At 34.0% G+C, this 15,051-nt stretch carries 15 protein-coding genes; 3 read left to right on the top strand and 12 right to left on the bottom strand.

Annotated features, from left to right (window positions below):
- Positions 1-218 precede the first annotated feature (218 nt).
- The 9 genes from GWR14_RS19890 to prfB form a co-directional block, all read right to left on the bottom strand.
- Positions 219-770: a hypothetical protein gene (locus GWR14_RS19890; protein WP_163410892.1), complete on the bottom strand. Its 552-nt coding sequence runs from the start codon at positions 768-770 to the stop codon at positions 219-221.
- Positions 771-990: 220 nt separating this feature from the next.
- Positions 991-2,355 carry an oxygen-independent coproporphyrinogen III oxidase gene (hemN, locus tag GWR14_RS19885; protein ID WP_163410891.1) on the bottom strand — a complete coding sequence of 455 codons (1,365 nt, stop codon included), beginning with the start codon at positions 2,353-2,355 and terminating at the stop codon, positions 991-993.
- Positions 2,356-2,492: 137 nt separating this feature from the next.
- Positions 2,493-2,963 carry a hypothetical protein gene (locus GWR14_RS19880; protein WP_163410890.1) on the bottom strand — a complete coding sequence of 157 codons (471 nt, stop codon included), beginning with the start codon at positions 2,961-2,963 and terminating at the stop codon, positions 2,493-2,495.
- Positions 2,964-3,072: 109 nt separating this feature from the next.
- Positions 3,073-3,420, bottom strand: coding sequence for a hypothetical protein (locus GWR14_RS19875; protein WP_163410889.1), 348 nt, complete (start codon positions 3,418-3,420; stop codon positions 3,073-3,075).
- A gap of 113 nt (positions 3,421-3,533) precedes the next feature.
- Positions 3,534-3,956 (bottom strand): DoxX family protein, encoded by a 423-nt coding sequence (locus GWR14_RS19870; RefSeq protein ID WP_163410888.1) that lies wholly within the window; start codon positions 3,954-3,956, stop codon positions 3,534-3,536.
- 120 nt (positions 3,957-4,076) lie between these two features.
- Positions 4,077-5,705: an acyl-CoA carboxylase subunit beta gene (locus tag GWR14_RS19865; RefSeq protein ID WP_163410887.1), complete on the bottom strand. Its 1,629-nt coding sequence runs from the start codon at positions 5,703-5,705 to the stop codon at positions 4,077-4,079.
- A 136-nt stretch (positions 5,706-5,841) separates the two neighbouring features.
- Positions 5,842-6,840: a UDP-3-O-(3-hydroxymyristoyl)glucosamine N-acyltransferase gene (lpxD, locus tag GWR14_RS19860; RefSeq protein ID WP_163410886.1), complete on the bottom strand. Its 999-nt coding sequence runs from the start codon at positions 6,838-6,840 to the stop codon at positions 5,842-5,844.
- Positions 6,841-7,173: 333 nt separating this feature from the next.
- Complete coding sequence (gene msrB / locus GWR14_RS19855) at positions 7,174-7,620, bottom strand: peptide-methionine (R)-S-oxide reductase MsrB (RefSeq protein WP_163410885.1); 447 nt, start codon at positions 7,618-7,620, stop codon at positions 7,174-7,176.
- Positions 7,621-7,681: 61 nt separating this feature from the next.
- A protein-coding gene (gene prfB / locus GWR14_RS19850) for a peptide chain release factor 2 (protein WP_163410884.1) occupies positions 7,682-8,780 on the bottom strand; the annotation gives its coding sequence in 2 pieces (ribosomal slippage) (positions 7,682-8,716 and positions 8,718-8,780; 1,098 coding nt in all).
- A gap of 151 nt (positions 8,781-8,931) precedes the next feature.
- Between prfB and GWR14_RS19845 the strand changes: the two genes are divergently transcribed.
- Positions 8,932-9,951, top strand: coding sequence for a threonine aldolase family protein (locus tag GWR14_RS19845; RefSeq protein WP_163410883.1), 1,020 nt, complete (start codon positions 8,932-8,934; stop codon positions 9,949-9,951).
- A 69-nt stretch (positions 9,952-10,020) separates the two neighbouring features.
- Here the strand turns inward: GWR14_RS19845 and GWR14_RS19840 are convergent, their stop codons facing one another.
- Positions 10,021-10,341 carry a YbaB/EbfC family nucleoid-associated protein gene (locus GWR14_RS19840; protein ID WP_163410882.1) on the bottom strand — a complete coding sequence of 107 codons (321 nt, stop codon included), beginning with the start codon at positions 10,339-10,341 and terminating at the stop codon, positions 10,021-10,023.
- A gap of 146 nt (positions 10,342-10,487) precedes the next feature.
- Here GWR14_RS19840 and GWR14_RS19835 point away from each other — a divergent pair, with 146 nt between their 5' ends.
- Both GWR14_RS19835 and GWR14_RS19830 read left to right on the top strand, forming a co-directional pair.
- On the top strand, positions 10,488-12,548 hold the full coding sequence (locus GWR14_RS19835) for a S9 family peptidase (protein ID WP_163410881.1): 2,061 nt from the start codon (positions 10,488-10,490) through the stop codon (positions 12,546-12,548).
- Between the two features lie 70 nt (positions 12,549-12,618).
- Positions 12,619-13,659 (top strand): PLP-dependent cysteine synthase family protein, encoded by a 1,041-nt coding sequence (locus GWR14_RS19830; RefSeq protein WP_163410880.1) that lies wholly within the window; start codon positions 12,619-12,621, stop codon positions 13,657-13,659.
- 66 nt (positions 13,660-13,725) lie between these two features.
- On the opposite strand, the gene GWR14_RS19825 is transcribed toward GWR14_RS19830, so the two are convergent.
- On the bottom strand, positions 13,726-14,376 hold the full coding sequence (locus GWR14_RS19825) for a response regulator transcription factor (protein WP_163410879.1): 651 nt from the start codon (positions 14,374-14,376) through the stop codon (positions 13,726-13,728).
- Positions 14,366-15,013 (bottom strand): sensor histidine kinase, encoded by a 648-nt coding sequence (locus GWR14_RS19820; RefSeq protein WP_246236356.1) that lies wholly within the window; start codon positions 15,011-15,013, stop codon positions 14,366-14,368. The genes GWR14_RS19825 and GWR14_RS19820 overlap by 11 nt, the downstream gene beginning before the upstream one ends.
- Positions 15,014-15,051 lie beyond the last annotated feature (38 nt).

Below are 15,051 nucleotides of genomic sequence, written 5' to 3'. Positions count from 1 at the left end.
CGAAATATCCAGGTTTTAGCCAAGTTTTAAGCCAATGAATTTAAAGTGAAAAGGGAGGTTTTTAGACAGTTTGACGTCCTCGCGCTACACGCAGGCTGGGATTAAGAAAGCCTAAACTTTGAGTTAAAACTATTTTTTCAAACACAAAACCATCTTCAAATTAAGCCTATTGCCCAGCTTGCTTGTAGCGTGTGTTATGCGTTCGGCTTTTTTTCTGTCTAGCAACCACACTCGCCTACAAAGTTTTTAGTTGTTTTTTTTCCGTCTTTACTTTCTATCGTTACAGTTCCGTCATTCCACCAAGTTTCATCACCTTTTGAGTTTTTATATTTTATATCAATTGTCACTTTGTAAAGTTCAGAATTATAAACATCAATGTGGTCGTAGTCACCAAAAGTGTTTGGTTCTCGCTCAGTTGAAACAAGTTTAAGTTTCACAAGTTTATTGTCAACAGAAATAAAACCAATACTATCAAATCCAGCAATAAACAAGTATTCATCATTTTTAAATTTTTGCTCTGTTTCTGAAAAATAACAAGAACAGCCATCTATTTCATCTGGAATATCTTTAAAGTTACCAAGAGATAGTTTGGACATTGTTGAATTGTTTTTAGGCCTTTGTGTCTGAATAGGTGCGGTCTGTTGTTGGTTGTTTACTATTGTCGACATATTTGTTTGGGCATTATTTTTTTCATTATTTGAACCACAAGAAGAGATAAAAAGTGCCATCGCCAAAATTAATGTCTGCGGAATTACCTTTGCTGTAATCATTTTTTTGTCTTGTTAATTTCTATTGGTTCGCTGTTTAAGCTGACGCATAACTTATTTATATGCGAAACAAACATTCGCATATCTACCCAAATTTAGATGTATACACGAAGATTTGTTTTGTTATATATTTTTCCAAATATAATCTTTTTCGCTCTAAATTACCTTTTCGTATCAATTACTTACGACAAGAATATCTATTCATAAAAAATGAGCGTCCCTTTTAAACCGTCATAGAAAACAAATTTGTCTCAGGTGATTTTCTTTTTAAATGCAGATCAAAAGCCATACAGATATTGCGGACAAAAGGCCTTCCGGCTTCTGTAATTGTGATTTTATCTTCACCAATTATAAGTAACTGATCTTTTTCCATTTCTTTTAAATCCAATAAAACAAAAGGAAGTTCTTCAAAGTAAAGGGCTTTATTGTTCCAGGAAGTTTCAAGTGTACAGGTTAAGTTTAAGATGTGCTTTCTAATAATTAAATCTTCGTCATTTAAAATATGACCTTTAACGACAGGAAGCTGATTCCATTCTAATAATTGATAATAATCTTCAAGACTTTTGGTATTTTGGGCAAAACTATACCAGCTGTCGCTGATAGAAGAAACACCCAAACCAATCATAAGTTGCGTTTTCGAAGAACTGTAACCCATGAAATTTCTATGCAGTTCTTTGTTTTGTGTTGCTTTGTATAAACTGTCGGATGTCAGGGCAAAATGATCCATTCCAATTTCATGATATCCATATTTAGAAAGCATTTTTTTTCCAATTTCGTATAGTTTTCTTTTTTCGGCATCTTTGGGCAGGTCTTCGTCGTTAAATCCGCGCTGTCCGTTTCCTTTAATCCACGGCACATGAGCGTAACTGTAAAAAGCGAGTCGGTCGGGTTTTAGGGAATTTGTTTTTTCAATAGTATCAATCACATTTTCAATCGTCTGAAATGGCAAACCAAATATAATATCATGCCCGATGGAAGTGTAGCCAATTTCTTTTGCCCAAAAAGTAACCTTTGCCACATTATGAAACGGCTGAATACGATGAATCGCTTTCTGTACTTTTTCTGAATAATCCTGAACACCAAAACTAACTCTGCGGAAGCCTAAATCGTATAATTTTTTCAATTGTTCGTAAGTCGTATTGTTGGGATGTCCTTCAAAACTAAATTCATAATTTTCTGCTTTATTAGAAAAACTGAAGATACCGTTTATCAAATGTTCTAAGTTTTTTGTTGAAAAAAAAGTAGGTGTTCCGCCACCCAAATGGATTTCTTTTATAATTGGTCTTTCAGAAAGTAAATTGCAATAGAGGCTCCATTCTTTCAAAATAGCCTGAATATATCTTTCTTCAACAGCATGGTTTTTGGTAATTCGTTTGTTGCATCCGCAAAAGGTACACATACTTTCGCAGAAAGGTAAATGAATGTACAAACTTATTCCGTTTTCTGAATTGCTTTCTGCAAAAGATTTTTGAAGCGATTCAATCCATTTTTGCTGGGTAAAATCGCTTTCATTCCAGTAAGGAACAGTAGGGTAGCTGGTGTATCTTGGTCCGGGAACATTGTATTTTTGAATGAGTGAAATTTCCATAAAAAACAATTTAGAGAGTCAAAATTACTTTATCACTTAAAAAATTAAAATGATAAATATCATATTAGCCACAAAAAAAAGAGACTCATTACGAGCCTCTTTTCTGAATTAAATAACTAACTAACGTGAAATGGGAATCAAATGGAATCCTGAATAATTTTAAGCCATTTTTTTGCAAACTGATGGTCCTGATAAACGCTTATCTGCTTGATGCGGTCGTCATCAAAATCATAAAATGGTATGGTGATTTTTTTAGAACTTTCTTTTTCCTGAAATTCAAAATCTATTTTAACAATAGTATCCGAGTTTCCTTCGGTGGTTAAAACCAGTTTACAGGAAGAAACATTTTTTAAATCGACATAAATTGATTCCTGTTGCTTCGGATTGAAATTCATCAGGATAAACTTTCTGTTTTTTTGATCGATGGTAAGTGTTTTGTTGCTTTTAGATTCTGTCAGATCAAAATGTTCAGGATTATTCGGGTTGAATTTCTTTTTGATATTCAGTATTTTAGATTTGCTAGCAGCACTCGATCGTGCTGAAAAATAAATAGGAATGGCTACTATGACCGCAATCACAATACCAATTATAGTTACACTTGTTTCCATGTTTTTAAATTTGGTGAATAATATGAAATTATAAACAGTCTTCAGGAAGAAAACGGTTCAATAGTTACGGAAAAAAGAATTCTTTCCGTTTAAAATTTCATGGATTTATCTACCAAAAAAAGTGGAAGGCATAGAGCAATAATGAGATTTTTTTGCTCTGAATTGAAAATTGTCGGGTTAAGTCAAATAATGTTTTGACGGTTTTATGCTGCGGAAGAACAGGCAGTAAAGAGTCGAACCATTTAATTTCGACAGGATAATCTGTTTTGATGCTTGCAGCAAATTGATAACTGCCCTGTGGTTGAATGAAGGCTGATGAATCGGCAATATCTTTAGAAAAATTGCTGTCCGTCTTTTGGTTTTCGATTTTTTGTACAGGAAGGTTGCTTGCCTGAGCGGCAAAAATTCCCATTATCAAAAGTGATACAAAAATAACGGTTTTACGAATCCAGTCCATGGCGGCGAATATAGTTCATAAAACACAATTAAGAAAATTTAAATTGCTAATTACTTCTTAAAAATTGTTTTTATAATTTATCCCCAACTTAATGGGTTGGGGATAAATTTATATTATTGCTGCATTTTGAAGTAATAGTCTGCAGAATGTTTTCCTCCTCCATAAAACAAAAAGAAGATACAAACTAATAATACAATTATAGCCAGAATTAAGCTTTCGGAGTGCATACGGCCCATAAAATTGATAAGTACTGCACCAAATAATACGGGTAACTGAGCGGCAATTGCCCAACGGGTCAGAAGACCAAAAACAATCATTATTCCGCCAATCATGTGAGCCGGGGCGATGTAATGTAAAAGAAACATTCCGCCTCCATACTGATCGATAGGAGAAATTAGATCATGCAGATACTGAGCATTCGTGACAAACGAAACACCTTTCATAAATAAAAAAACACCCAAAACAATACGTACTAAATCTAATGGTAAATAAGTGTGCGCATTCGCCCATTTATTCAAACTTTTTACATTTTCCATGATGCTACAGGATTAAAAATTATATACTAAGTTACTAATTTTTAATCAGATATTTATTTTTAAAGTATTGAAAATGAGTTTTTTGTTTTTTATTTAACGTCTAACTGAGAATTCTTGAATCTAAACTTGGATTACTCCTAAATTGAAAGGTTTCTGAATAGGAGCGTGGTTGGCTGCTTCGATTCCCATCGAAATCCAATTGCGTGTTTCTAAAGGATCAATGATGGCATCTGTCCAAAGTCTTGATGCAGCATAATATGGAGAAGTCTGCTCATCGTAACGTGCTTTTATTTTATTGAATAGTTCTGTTTCTTTTGCTTCATCAACTACTTCTCCTTTCGCTTTAAGCGAAGAAGCTTCAATTTGCGCCAATACTTTTGCGGCTTGAGTTCCGCCCATAACGGCAAGTTCGGCACTTGGCCAGGCAAAAATTAATCGGGGATCATAGGCTTTTCCGCACATGGCATAATTTCCTGCTCCGTATGAATTTCCGACAATAACTGTAAATTTTGGTACAACTGAATTACTTACTGCATTTACCATTTTGGCACCGTCTTTAATAATGCCGCCATGTTCTGATTTTGAACCTACCATAAAGCCGGTAACATCTTGTAAAAACACCAAAGGAATTTTTTTCTGATTGCAGTTTGCAATAAAACGAGTGGCTTTATCGGCACTATCTGAATAAATAACGCCACCAAACTGCATTTCGCCTTTTTTGGTTTTTACGACTTTTCTTTGGTTGGCAATAATACCGACAGCCCAGCCATCAATTCTGGCGTAACCAGTAATTAGAGATTGTCCGTAACCGTCTTTGTAAGCTTCAAATTCTGAATTGTCAACCAAACGTTTGATGATTTCCATCATATCATATTGTTCGGTTCTGGCTTTTGGAAGAATTCCATAGATATCATTTGGGTCTAAGGCAGGTTTTTCAGCTTTGATTCTGCTGTAACCTGCTTTATCAAAATCACCAATTTTATCTACAATATTTTTGATTTTGTCTAAAGCATCTTTGTCGTCTTTAGCTTTATAATCTGTAACTCCGGAGATTTCACAGTGTGTAGTTGCTCCTCCTAAAGTTTCATTATCAATAGTTTCACCAATTGCAGCTTTGACAAGATAACTCCCGGCAAGGAAAATACTTCCGGTTTTATCGACAATTAAAGCTTCATCGCTCATAATAGGAAGGTAAGCACCACCGGCAACACAGCTTCCCATAACGGCAGCAATTTGGGTAATTCCCATACTGCTCATTTGGGCATTGTTTCTAAAAATACGGCCAAAATGTTCTTTATCAGGAAAAATTTCATCCTGCATTGGCAGATAAACTCCCGCACTGTCAACAAGATAAATAATAGGTAATCTATTTTCAATTGCAATTTCCTGTGCACGAAGATTCTTCTTTCCTGTGATTGGAAACCAGGCCCCGGCTTTTACAGTAGCATCATTGGCAACCACAATGCATTGTTTTCCTTTAATGTATCCAATTTTAATAACAACACCTCCAGATGGGCATCCGCCGTGTTCTACATACATACCTTCGCCGGCAAAACCACCAATTTCAATACTTTTAGAATTTTCATCTAATAAATAAGCTATTCTTTCGCGGGCTGTCATTTTGCCTTCAGAATGTAATTTTTCAATTCTTTTTTCGCCTCCGCCCAATTTAACTTTTGCAAATTTTTGTTTTAGTTCTGAAAGAAGTAATTTATTATGATCTTCGTTTTTATTGAAGTTTAAATCCATAAGATAGTATTGATTTTGAAAAATAGTGTTGGCTAATTTACAAAATAGAAGTTAATTTCGAAGGCTTATAAATTACAGTAAACAAAAAAAACAGAAGTTTCAGCTTCTGTTTTCTATATAAAATATGTAATAAAAATTATTTCCTGGATTCGCCAACCATTCGTTTCAAAATAGCCCATTGTTTTAAAGCATCACGGGCTTCTACGGCTGGATATCCTAACATGGTTTTTCCGGCTGCAATATCGCCTGTAACTCCTGAACCTGCACCAATTACCGCTCCGTCGCCAATAGTAGTATGATCTTTTATAGAAGCGCTTCCGCCAATGATAACCCCGTTTCCTAAAGTTACAGAGCCGGCTAAACCACTATTTCCAGCCATAATACAAAATTTACCTAATTTACTGTTATGACCAATCTGAACCAAATTATCAATTTTGCAACCGTCACCAAGAACTGTTGAGCTGAATTTTCCACGGTCAACACAAGAATTTGCGCCAATTTCAACTCCGTTTCCGATAATTACATTTCCAATTTGTGGAATTTTAACCAATCCTTTTTCGCTGCATGGACGAAATCCAAAACCATCGGCACCAATTGTTGCATTTGGATGGATAATACAATCATTACCAATGTGACAACGTTCACGAATCACGGTTCCTGACCAGATAACAGTATTTTTACCAATAGTACATTCGTCTAAAATTGTAACGTTAGGGTAAATGGTAACATTGGCACCAATTTCAACTTTTGGACCAATGTAACAACCTGCACCTATTTTTGCTCCATCAGCAATAATTGCAGTTTCGTCAATTGTTGCTGTTTTGTGAATATTAGAATGGAATATTGGAGTAGGCGGTGCAAAAAGAGCCAAAATTTGAGACATGGCCAAATCGGCATTTTTTACTTTAATAAAAGCACGATTTTCTCCCGGTTCAATTGAAATGTCTTCATTAACGACAGCTACTGAAGCATTTGATGCTGACCAGTATTTTTCATATTTTTTATTTCCTATAAATGAAATTTCCGAAGTCGTTGCTTTTTCTAATTGTTCGGTTGCTGTTATACTTTGAGAAGTAGAGCCGTATATTACGCCATTAATTACTTCATTAATTTCTTGAATTGAATAGGATTTCATTGAATTATTTAATTGGACTTAGGATTAATTTTTGCCAAATAAAATGAATTAGAATTTAATTACCTAATTAAATCTTTGTATTTCTTAATAAATGTTTAAAATAGAAGTTTAAATATTACAAAATTAATATTTTAACTATTAATTTATTGAAACTTTTTTAATCTTTGAAAGGTGTGATTGTTGTGTTTTAGTGAGGATTATTTTAAAAGTTATATAATTCATTAAATAACTTATTTAATTGTTAAGTACAGACTTATATTTGTTTTGTTAATTGTTTTGTTTAGTGAAGATTTAAAAAAAGCGATTCACTTTAAAAGGAATCGCTTTGTATAATTATTCTTTGATTTTAGATAACGAAATAGCATTGATACAATATCTTAAACCACTTGGAGGAGGTCCATCCGGAAAAACATGTCCTAAATGAGAATCGCAAACATTACAAGTTACTTCAACACGGATCATTCCGTGAGATCTGTCAGCGTGATATCCAATTGCATTTTCTTTTACAGGTTGTGTAAAAGATGGCCATCCTGTTCCAGATTCGAACTTTTCGCTTGCATCAAACAATAAAGTGCCACAACATTTACATTCGTAAATTCCAGGTTCAAATAAACTGCACATTTCTGAGCTAAAAGATCTTTCGGTACCTTTTAAACGTGTTACCTGAAATTCTTCCTGCGTTAGAATTTGTCTCCATTCTTCTTCCGTTTTCTCAACTTTTTTGTCCGGAGTTGGATTTCCTTTATTTGTAAAATGAATTACATCTGCCCATTTTATCATAACTATTTTTTTTAGTTGAATGTTTCAGGTTTCAAGTTTCAGGTTATTGCCACTGATAACTTTATTCTTCTTCTTTTTGCCCCATCATCATTAGATATGCTTTAAGGAATGGGTCAAGATTTCCGTTCATAACGCCATCAACATCGCTGGTTTCATAGCCAGTACGAACGTCTTTTACTAATTTATAAGGCTGCATTACATAATTACGAATTTGTGAACCCCATTCGATTTTCATTTTTCCGGCTTCGATGTCAGCACGTTGCGCTTGCTGTTTCTTTAATTCGATTTCATACAATTGAGAACGAAGCATTTGCATGGCACGCTGTCTGTTATCTTGCTGAGAACGAGTTTCAGAACATTGAATCTGAATTCCGGTTGGTTTGTGAACCAACTGAACTTTAGTTTCAACCTTATTTACGTTCTGTCCACCCGCACCACTCGAACGGGATGTTGTAATTTCGATATCGGCAGGATTAATGTCGATTTCGATACTGTCATCAACCAATGGATAAACGTAAACTGATACGAAAGAAGTATGGCGTTTTGCATTACTGTCAAATGGTGAAATACGAACCAAACGGTGAACACCGTTTTCTCCTTTCAGATATCCGAAAGAATAATCTCCTTCGAACTCTAAAGTTACGGTTTTTATTCCGGCAACGTCGCCTTCCTGAAAGTTAAGTTCTTTGATTTTATAACCATAACTTTCTCCCCACATCATGTACATACGCATCAGCATTCCTGCCCAGTCGCAGCTTTCAGTTCCTCCGGCTCCGGCTGTAATCTGAACTACAGCGCTTAAGCTGTCACCTTCGTCAGAAAGCATGTTTTTGAATTCGATGTTTTCGATATGAGACTGAGTTACATCATATTGTTCGTCGAGCTCGTCTACAGAAAGTTCTCCTTCTTTGTAAAAATCATAAGCAAGCTGTAACTCATCTGTAAGAGAAACGGCTTTGTCATAATCTTCGATCCATTTTTTTTTGTTTCGAAGATTTTTTACAATATTTTCGGCTTCTTTTGGATTGTTCCAAAAATCTGGTGCAAAAGTTTTTTCTTCTTCGTTTGCAATTTCGATTAGCTTGGCATCAACGTCAAAGATACCTCCTCAACGCACCAAGGCGCTCCACAATACCTTTTACTTGTTCGGCTGTTGTCATAAATTAATTAATAGGTTTTATATGTTTTTTAGAATTATTACGTTAATTTGGTCAGTAGAAATTCGCAAGTTAAAATTTATTAAAACAGGCAAGTAATAACTAACAGTAATACGTAATTTTGCGTACAAAAATAAGATATAGTTTTTAGAATATGGAAATAAATTTAATCAGCGATACCATTACTAAGCCTAGCTACGAAATGTTGCAGTATATGTTCAACGCTCATGTTGGCGACGATGTATACAGACAGGATCCGACGGTTATCGAGCTAGAAACCAGAGTGGCTGAGTTTTTTGGTATGGAAGCTGGACTTTTTTTTCCGTCTGGAACTATGGCTAATCAGACTGCTATAAAATTGCACACACAACCCGGCGAACAATTAATTGCAGATAAATATGCTCATGTTTATCACTATGAAGGCGGTGGTGTTTCTTTTAACAGTGGTGTTTCATGCTGTTTGCTGGATGGTGATCGAGGTATGATAAATGCAGCTCAGGTTGCTGCAGCAATAAATGATCCTGAGTTTTATCACAGTCCGTTAACGAGTTTAGTCTGTGTAGAAAACACAACTAATAAAGGTGGCGGAGCTTGTTATGAATTAGAAGATTTAAGAGAAATAAAAAAAGTTTGTGACGCCAATAATTTGAAATTCCACCTAGATGGAGCCAGAATTTGGAATGCATTGGTTGCTAAAAGACAAAATCCTAAAGAATTTGGAGCTATTTTCGATACTATTTCAGTTTGTTTATCAAAAGGATTGGGTGCTCCAATAGGTTCTATTTTGCTTGGAACCAAAGCAGATATTCACAGAGCGTTAAGAATCAGGAAGATATTAGGAGGTGGGATGCGTCAGGTTGGTTATTTGGCAGCAGCCGGCTTATATGCTTTAGCACATAATATTGAGCGAATGGCCGAAGATCACAGAAGAGCTAAGGAAATTGCATCAGTTTTAAAAACAAAATCCTGGGTGGCAGCTATTGAACCTGTAGAAACCAATATTTTGATTTTTTCATTGGCTGAAGGATACAGTGACCAATTACTGATTGAAAAATTAAAACAGAAAAATATACTTATAAGTTCTTTGGGACATAATAAACTTCGAATTGTTACGCATTTGGACTATAAGGAAGTTATGCACACTTACGTGTTGGAAACGCTTGTGAAGTTTTAAAGTTTTGTTTTAGATTTAATTTGTTTCAAGTTTCAGGTTTTTGTAATGGAACCTGAAACCTGAATTTTGTTATTTAAAAAGATTATCCATTCCCGGAATAGACGGCATATCCATTCTGGCTACAGCATCCAGTTCTCTTTCGTTAACGCTGGTTGCTTTTTCAATAGCTTTATTTAAGGTTACAATTAAGTAGTCTTCTAATTGTTCTTTGTCCTCAAGTAAAGAATCATCAATAGAAACTGTTTTTATTTTTCGGCTGGCTGTAATAGTAACTTTCAATAATCCGTCAGCGCTTTGTTCGTCAATCAAAACAGTATCTAAACGCTTTTTTGTATCTTCAATTTTTTGTTGGGTTTCTTTAAGTTTACCCATCATTCCCATTAAATCCATTTTTTGTTTGTTTTTTAAATTATTTCATACAAAATTAGTATATTGCTATATGAAAACAATAGAATATTTTATGAAAAAATTAATTTTCGTTCTGTTGTGATTGTGCTATTTTTGCTTCTCGTATTTAAAAACCAATGCTTAAATCAATGCAAAAAGATATAGTAGCTCCAAAAGCAAAAGAAATTCCTAAATCATTAAAAAAACACAAAGAAACCCGAATCGATAATTATTTTTGGCTTAACGACCGTGAAAATCCTGAAGTTATTGATTATCTAAATAAAGAAAATGATTACTATGAAAAGATGACTGAGCATACCAATGCGTTACAGGATTCTTTGTATGAGGAAATGAAAGCCAGAATTAAAGAAGATGATTCATCTGTTCCTTATTTTTATAATGGCTATTTTTATATTACCCGTTTTGAAACAGGGCAGGATTACCCGATTTTTTCCAGAAAAAAAGGAAGTCTTTCAGCAGAAGAAGAAATTATGTTTGATTGTAATGAAATGGCAAAAGGACATGCTTATTTTAAATTAGGAGGTTTGAGTATAAGTCCGGATAATAGATTTGCAAGTTTCGGAACTGATATTGTTGGAAGAAGGATTTATACTATTCAGGTTAAAAATCTGGAAACAGGAGAGATTATGGAGGATAAAATTGATAATGCAACAGGAGCTTCAGTTTGGGCAAATGATAATCAGACCATATTTTATGTCAGACAAGATGAGGTAACATTACGTTCTGATAAAGTATTCAGACATAAATTAAATACAGATTCAGCAACTGATGTTTTGGTTTTTAATGAAACAGATGATACGTTTAATGTTTCAATTAGTAAAGAAAAATCAAGAAAATATATTGTTATCGGTTCAGGAAGTACTTTGACAACAGAGTACAGAATTCTGAATTCGGATAATCCGGATGGTGAATTTGAAGTCTTTCAGACACGTGTTCGTGGTTTAGAATATAGTATTTCACATTATGATGATTCGTTTTATATTTTGACGAATAAAGACAAGGCAACGAACTTCAAGTTGATGAAAACGCCTGAAAACAGAACTGAAAAAAAATTCTGGAAAGATATTATTTCGCATCGTGAAGATGTTTTATTAGAAGATATTGAAATTTTTAAAAATTATTTGGTTGTTGAAGAGCGTTCAAATGGTTTGAATCATATCAGAATTATGCCGTGGAACGGAGAAGAAGATTATTATCTGCCTTTTGGAAGTGAAACTTATAATGCCTACACGACAACGAATATTGATTTTGATACTGATATTTTACGTTACAGTTATCAGTCGCTAGCAACGCCGTCTTCTGTAATTGATTTTAATATGAAGACTAAAACGAAAGAGATCTTAAAAGAACAGGAAGTTTTAGGGGGCAAATTCGATAAAGAAAATTACATTGAAGAACGTGTTTGGGCAACAGCAAGAGATGGTGTAAAAGTGCCAATTTCCATGATTTATCGAAAAGGATTAGAGAAAAACGGAAAGAATCCTTTGTTGTTATATGCTTACGGATCTTACGGAATTACTATGGATACGTATTTTTCATCCACAAGGCTTTCGCTTTTAGACCGTGGTTTTGTTTATGCTATTGCTCATATTAGAGGAGGAGAAGATTTAGGAAGACAATGGTATGAAGACGGAAAACTGTTAAAAAAGAAAAATACCTTTACAGATTTCATTGATTGCTCTAAATTTGTAATAAACGAGAAATATACCTCTGATGATCATTTGTACGCAGAGGGCGGATCTGCCGGCGGACTTTTGATGGGAGTTATAGTAAATGAGGCTCCTCAGTTGTATAACGGAGTTATTGCCCAGGTTCCGTTTGTAGATGTTATTACAACAATGCTGGATGACAGTATACCACTGACAACAGGAGAATACGATGAGTGGGGGAACCCAAACAATAAAAAATATTACGATTATATGTTATCGTACTCACCCTACGATAATATAAAAGAACAAAAATATCCTAATATGTATGTTTCGACAGGATTGCACGATTCGCAGGTGCAATATTGGGAGCCGGCAAAATGGGTAGCTAAAATTAGAAGTCTAAAAACAAATGATTCTTTGCTGTTTTTGAATACTAATATGGATGCTGGTCATGGCGGGGCTTCGGGACGTTTTCAGGCTTTAAAAGACTTAGCGAAGGAATTTAGTTTTTTATTAGATTTAGAGAAAATTAAAAGCTAATTAGAAATTTTTTGTTAAATTTGCAACCTATCGGGGTTATTTAAAAATACCTTTGATTAACTATTTTTTTATGAAAGAAGAAATAAATGCTTATAATAACGTTTTAGAATTAATAGGTAACACACCACTTATTAAACTAAATAAAGTCACCGAAGGGTTAGAAGGAAATTTCTACGCAAAGGTAGAAGCTTTTAATCCGGGACATTCGTCAAAAGATAGAATAGCATTATATATCATTGAAGAAGCGGAGAAAAGAGGAATTTTGTCTCCAGGTGATACCATAATTGAAACGACATCAGGAAATACAGGTTTCAGTTTGGCTATGGTAAGTATTATTAAAGGTTATAATTGTATACTGGCAGTAAGTTCAAAGTCTTCTAAGGATAAAATTGACATGTTGAGGAGTTTAGGGGCAAAAGTTTATGTTTGTCCGGCTCATGTTTCTGCAGATGATGAAAGATCGTATTATAATGTAGCAAAACGTTTACACGAGGAAACAAAAGGTTCAGTTTATATCAATCAATATTTTAACCAATTGAATATTGATGCACATTACAATACTACAGGACCCGAAATCTGGCAGCAGACAAAAGGAAAAATTACTCATCTTATCGCCTGTAGTGGAACAGGAGGAACTATCTCAGGAACTGCAAAATTCTTAAAAGAACAAAATCCAAATATTAAAATCTTAGGTGTTGATGCTTTTGGATCAGTTTTGAAAAAATATCACGAGACAAGAGAATTTGATAACAAAGAAATTTACCCATACCGTATCGAAGGTTTAGGTAAGAATTTAATTCCCTCTGCAACTGATTTCGATATTATCGATAAGTTCATGAAAGTTACAGATGAGGAAAGTGCCCACACAGCCAGAGAAATTACCCGTAAAGAAGGTTTGTTTGTAGGTTATACTTCAGGAGCTGTGATGCAGGCTATCAAACAATATGCAGAGGAAGGTGAGTTTACTAAAGACAGTAATATAATAGCTATTTTCCCGGATCATGGATCACGTTATATGAGTAAAGTATTTAGTGATGACTGGATGAATGAACAAGGATTCTTTGACAGTGTTAATGAAGAAGAAGCTCAAAAAATCGAATTTGTAAAATAATAATTATTTATTTCAGATATACAGAAAAACCTGCTTACAATTAAGCAGGTTTTTTAGTTTTAGCCATTATACTAAAATAATTTTATGTTTTACAGCATATAAAACCAATCCAATTCGGGTTTTGATTTCCAGTTTGTCGAATAAACACTCCCTGTATCCGTCAATTGTTTTTGGACTTAAGCACATTTCTGAAGCAATCTCCTTATATGTTTTTTCGCTGCAGGCATGTTTTATAAAAGTGATTTCTCTTTCTTTTAAATTGATTTTTTTAGAATCATCATTAGCTTTTTTGACTAACATTCCGGAAACTAATTCTGTAAAATAAAAGCCTTTTTCAATTACTGAAATAATCGCATCTTTAAAAATTTCCGGTGAAGTGTCCTTTAGTAAATAACCTTTTGCTCCGTTAGTTATCATTTTAATAATTATCTCTTCGTCATCGTTTACTGAAAGGGCAATTACTTTTAAATCGGGTCTGTTTTCTTTTATCCATTTCATAGTACTTACACCGTCGAGTACAGGCATATTGACATCTAATAAAATCAAATCGATTTCTGCACTTGTATTTTCTTGTAAATACGAAATGAATGCTTTGCCATTTGCAAAATGATTGGTAACCTCAAAATCTTTAAAACTGTTGATTAAAAGCTCTAAGGATTGTGAAAAAAGCTGATGATCATCTACAATAATAATTTTGTTTTTAGTGTTAGGTTTCATTGTTTTCGGTTAAGGGATATTCTAAAGTTACGGTTGTTCCTGATGAATCTGATTCCATTATTAAGGCTGCTCCAATTAGCTTAGCTCTTAATTTCATGTTGTTTAGACCTAAACCTGAATTTATCTGGGCTGTGTCATAACCAATTCCGAAATCTTTCATTTTTAATCGAAAAAGGGTATCGGTTGTATTAATATCTACTTCAAATAAATCACTATGCGAATGTTTAAGGCTGTTGTGCAACGCTTCCTGAAAAATTCGGTAAATAAATAAATCGTGTTCCTTGTTAATCTGAGGTATTTCTCCTGTAAGATTATAATTGTATTGGATGCTTTTTAGTTTTTTTATCCGCTCAAGATCTTGTTTTATAGCTTCGATGAAATTGCTTTGCAGTAAATTATCTTTATTAATTATTCGGGATAAGATTCGTATTTCGTCTAATGATTTGGCTAGTATTTCTTTAAGGTCATTTAGTTCATTGGTAAGAACAGGCTGACCAGAATTAAGATATCTGTTAAGCTGCATGATACCAACAGAAACAATCTGACCTATATTGTCGTGAAGTTCTTTGCTGATTTCACTTAAAGTCTGATCCTTAATTTCAATCCTTGTTTTAACCAGTTCAGATTGAAAATACATCTCTGATTCCATTTTATCAACCAAATAATTGTTTTTCT

Origin of the sequence: Flavobacterium ajazii (genome assembly GCF_010614725.1) — a bacterium.
GTDB lineage: Bacteria > Bacteroidota > Bacteroidia > Flavobacteriales > Flavobacteriaceae > Flavobacterium > Flavobacterium ajazii.
Note: the sequence above shows the minus strand (reverse complement) of the source record. Positions and strands in the feature narration are given on the sequence as shown.

Excerpts from the sequence above, each read along its gene's own strand:
- GWR14_RS19890 (WP_163410892.1), bottom strand. The coding sequence starts at position 770 with ATGATTACAGCAAAGGTAATTCCGCAGACATTAATTTTGGCGATGGCA.
- hemN (WP_163410891.1), bottom strand. The coding sequence starts at position 2,355 with ATGGAAATTTCACTCATTCAAAAATACAATGTTCCCGGACCAAGATAC.
- GWR14_RS19880 (WP_163410890.1), bottom strand. The coding sequence starts at position 2,963 with ATGGAAACAAGTGTAACTATAATTGGTATTGTGATTGCGGTCATAGTA.
- GWR14_RS19875 (WP_163410889.1), bottom strand. The coding sequence starts at position 3,420 with ATGGACTGGATTCGTAAAACCGTTATTTTTGTATCACTTTTGATAATG.
- GWR14_RS19870 (WP_163410888.1), bottom strand. The coding sequence starts at position 3,956 with ATGGAAAATGTAAAAAGTTTGAATAAATGGGCGAATGCGCACACTTAT.
- GWR14_RS19865 (WP_163410887.1), bottom strand. The coding sequence starts at position 5,705 with ATGGATTTAAACTTCAATAAAAACGAAGATCATAATAAATTACTTCTT.
- lpxD (WP_163410886.1), bottom strand. The coding sequence starts at position 6,840 with ATGAAATCCTATTCAATTCAAGAAATTAATGAAGTAATTAATGGCGTA.
- msrB (WP_163410885.1), bottom strand. The coding sequence starts at position 7,620 with ATGATAAAATGGGCAGATGTAATTCATTTTACAAATAAAGGAAATCCA.
- GWR14_RS19845 (WP_163410883.1), top strand. The coding sequence starts at position 8,932 with ATGGAAATAAATTTAATCAGCGATACCATTACTAAGCCTAGCTACGAA.
- GWR14_RS19840 (WP_163410882.1), bottom strand. The coding sequence starts at position 10,341 with ATGGATTTAATGGGAATGATGGGTAAACTTAAAGAAACCCAACAAAAA.
- GWR14_RS19835 (WP_163410881.1), top strand. The coding sequence starts at position 10,488 with ATGCAAAAAGATATAGTAGCTCCAAAAGCAAAAGAAATTCCTAAATCA.
- GWR14_RS19830 (WP_163410880.1), top strand. The coding sequence starts at position 12,619 with ATGAAAGAAGAAATAAATGCTTATAATAACGTTTTAGAATTAATAGGT.
- GWR14_RS19825 (WP_163410879.1), bottom strand. The coding sequence starts at position 14,376 with ATGAAACCTAACACTAAAAACAAAATTATTATTGTAGATGATCATCAG.
- GWR14_RS19820 (WP_246236356.1), bottom strand. The coding sequence starts at position 15,013 with ATGTATTTTCAATCTGAACTGGTTAAAACAAGGATTGAAATTAAGGAT.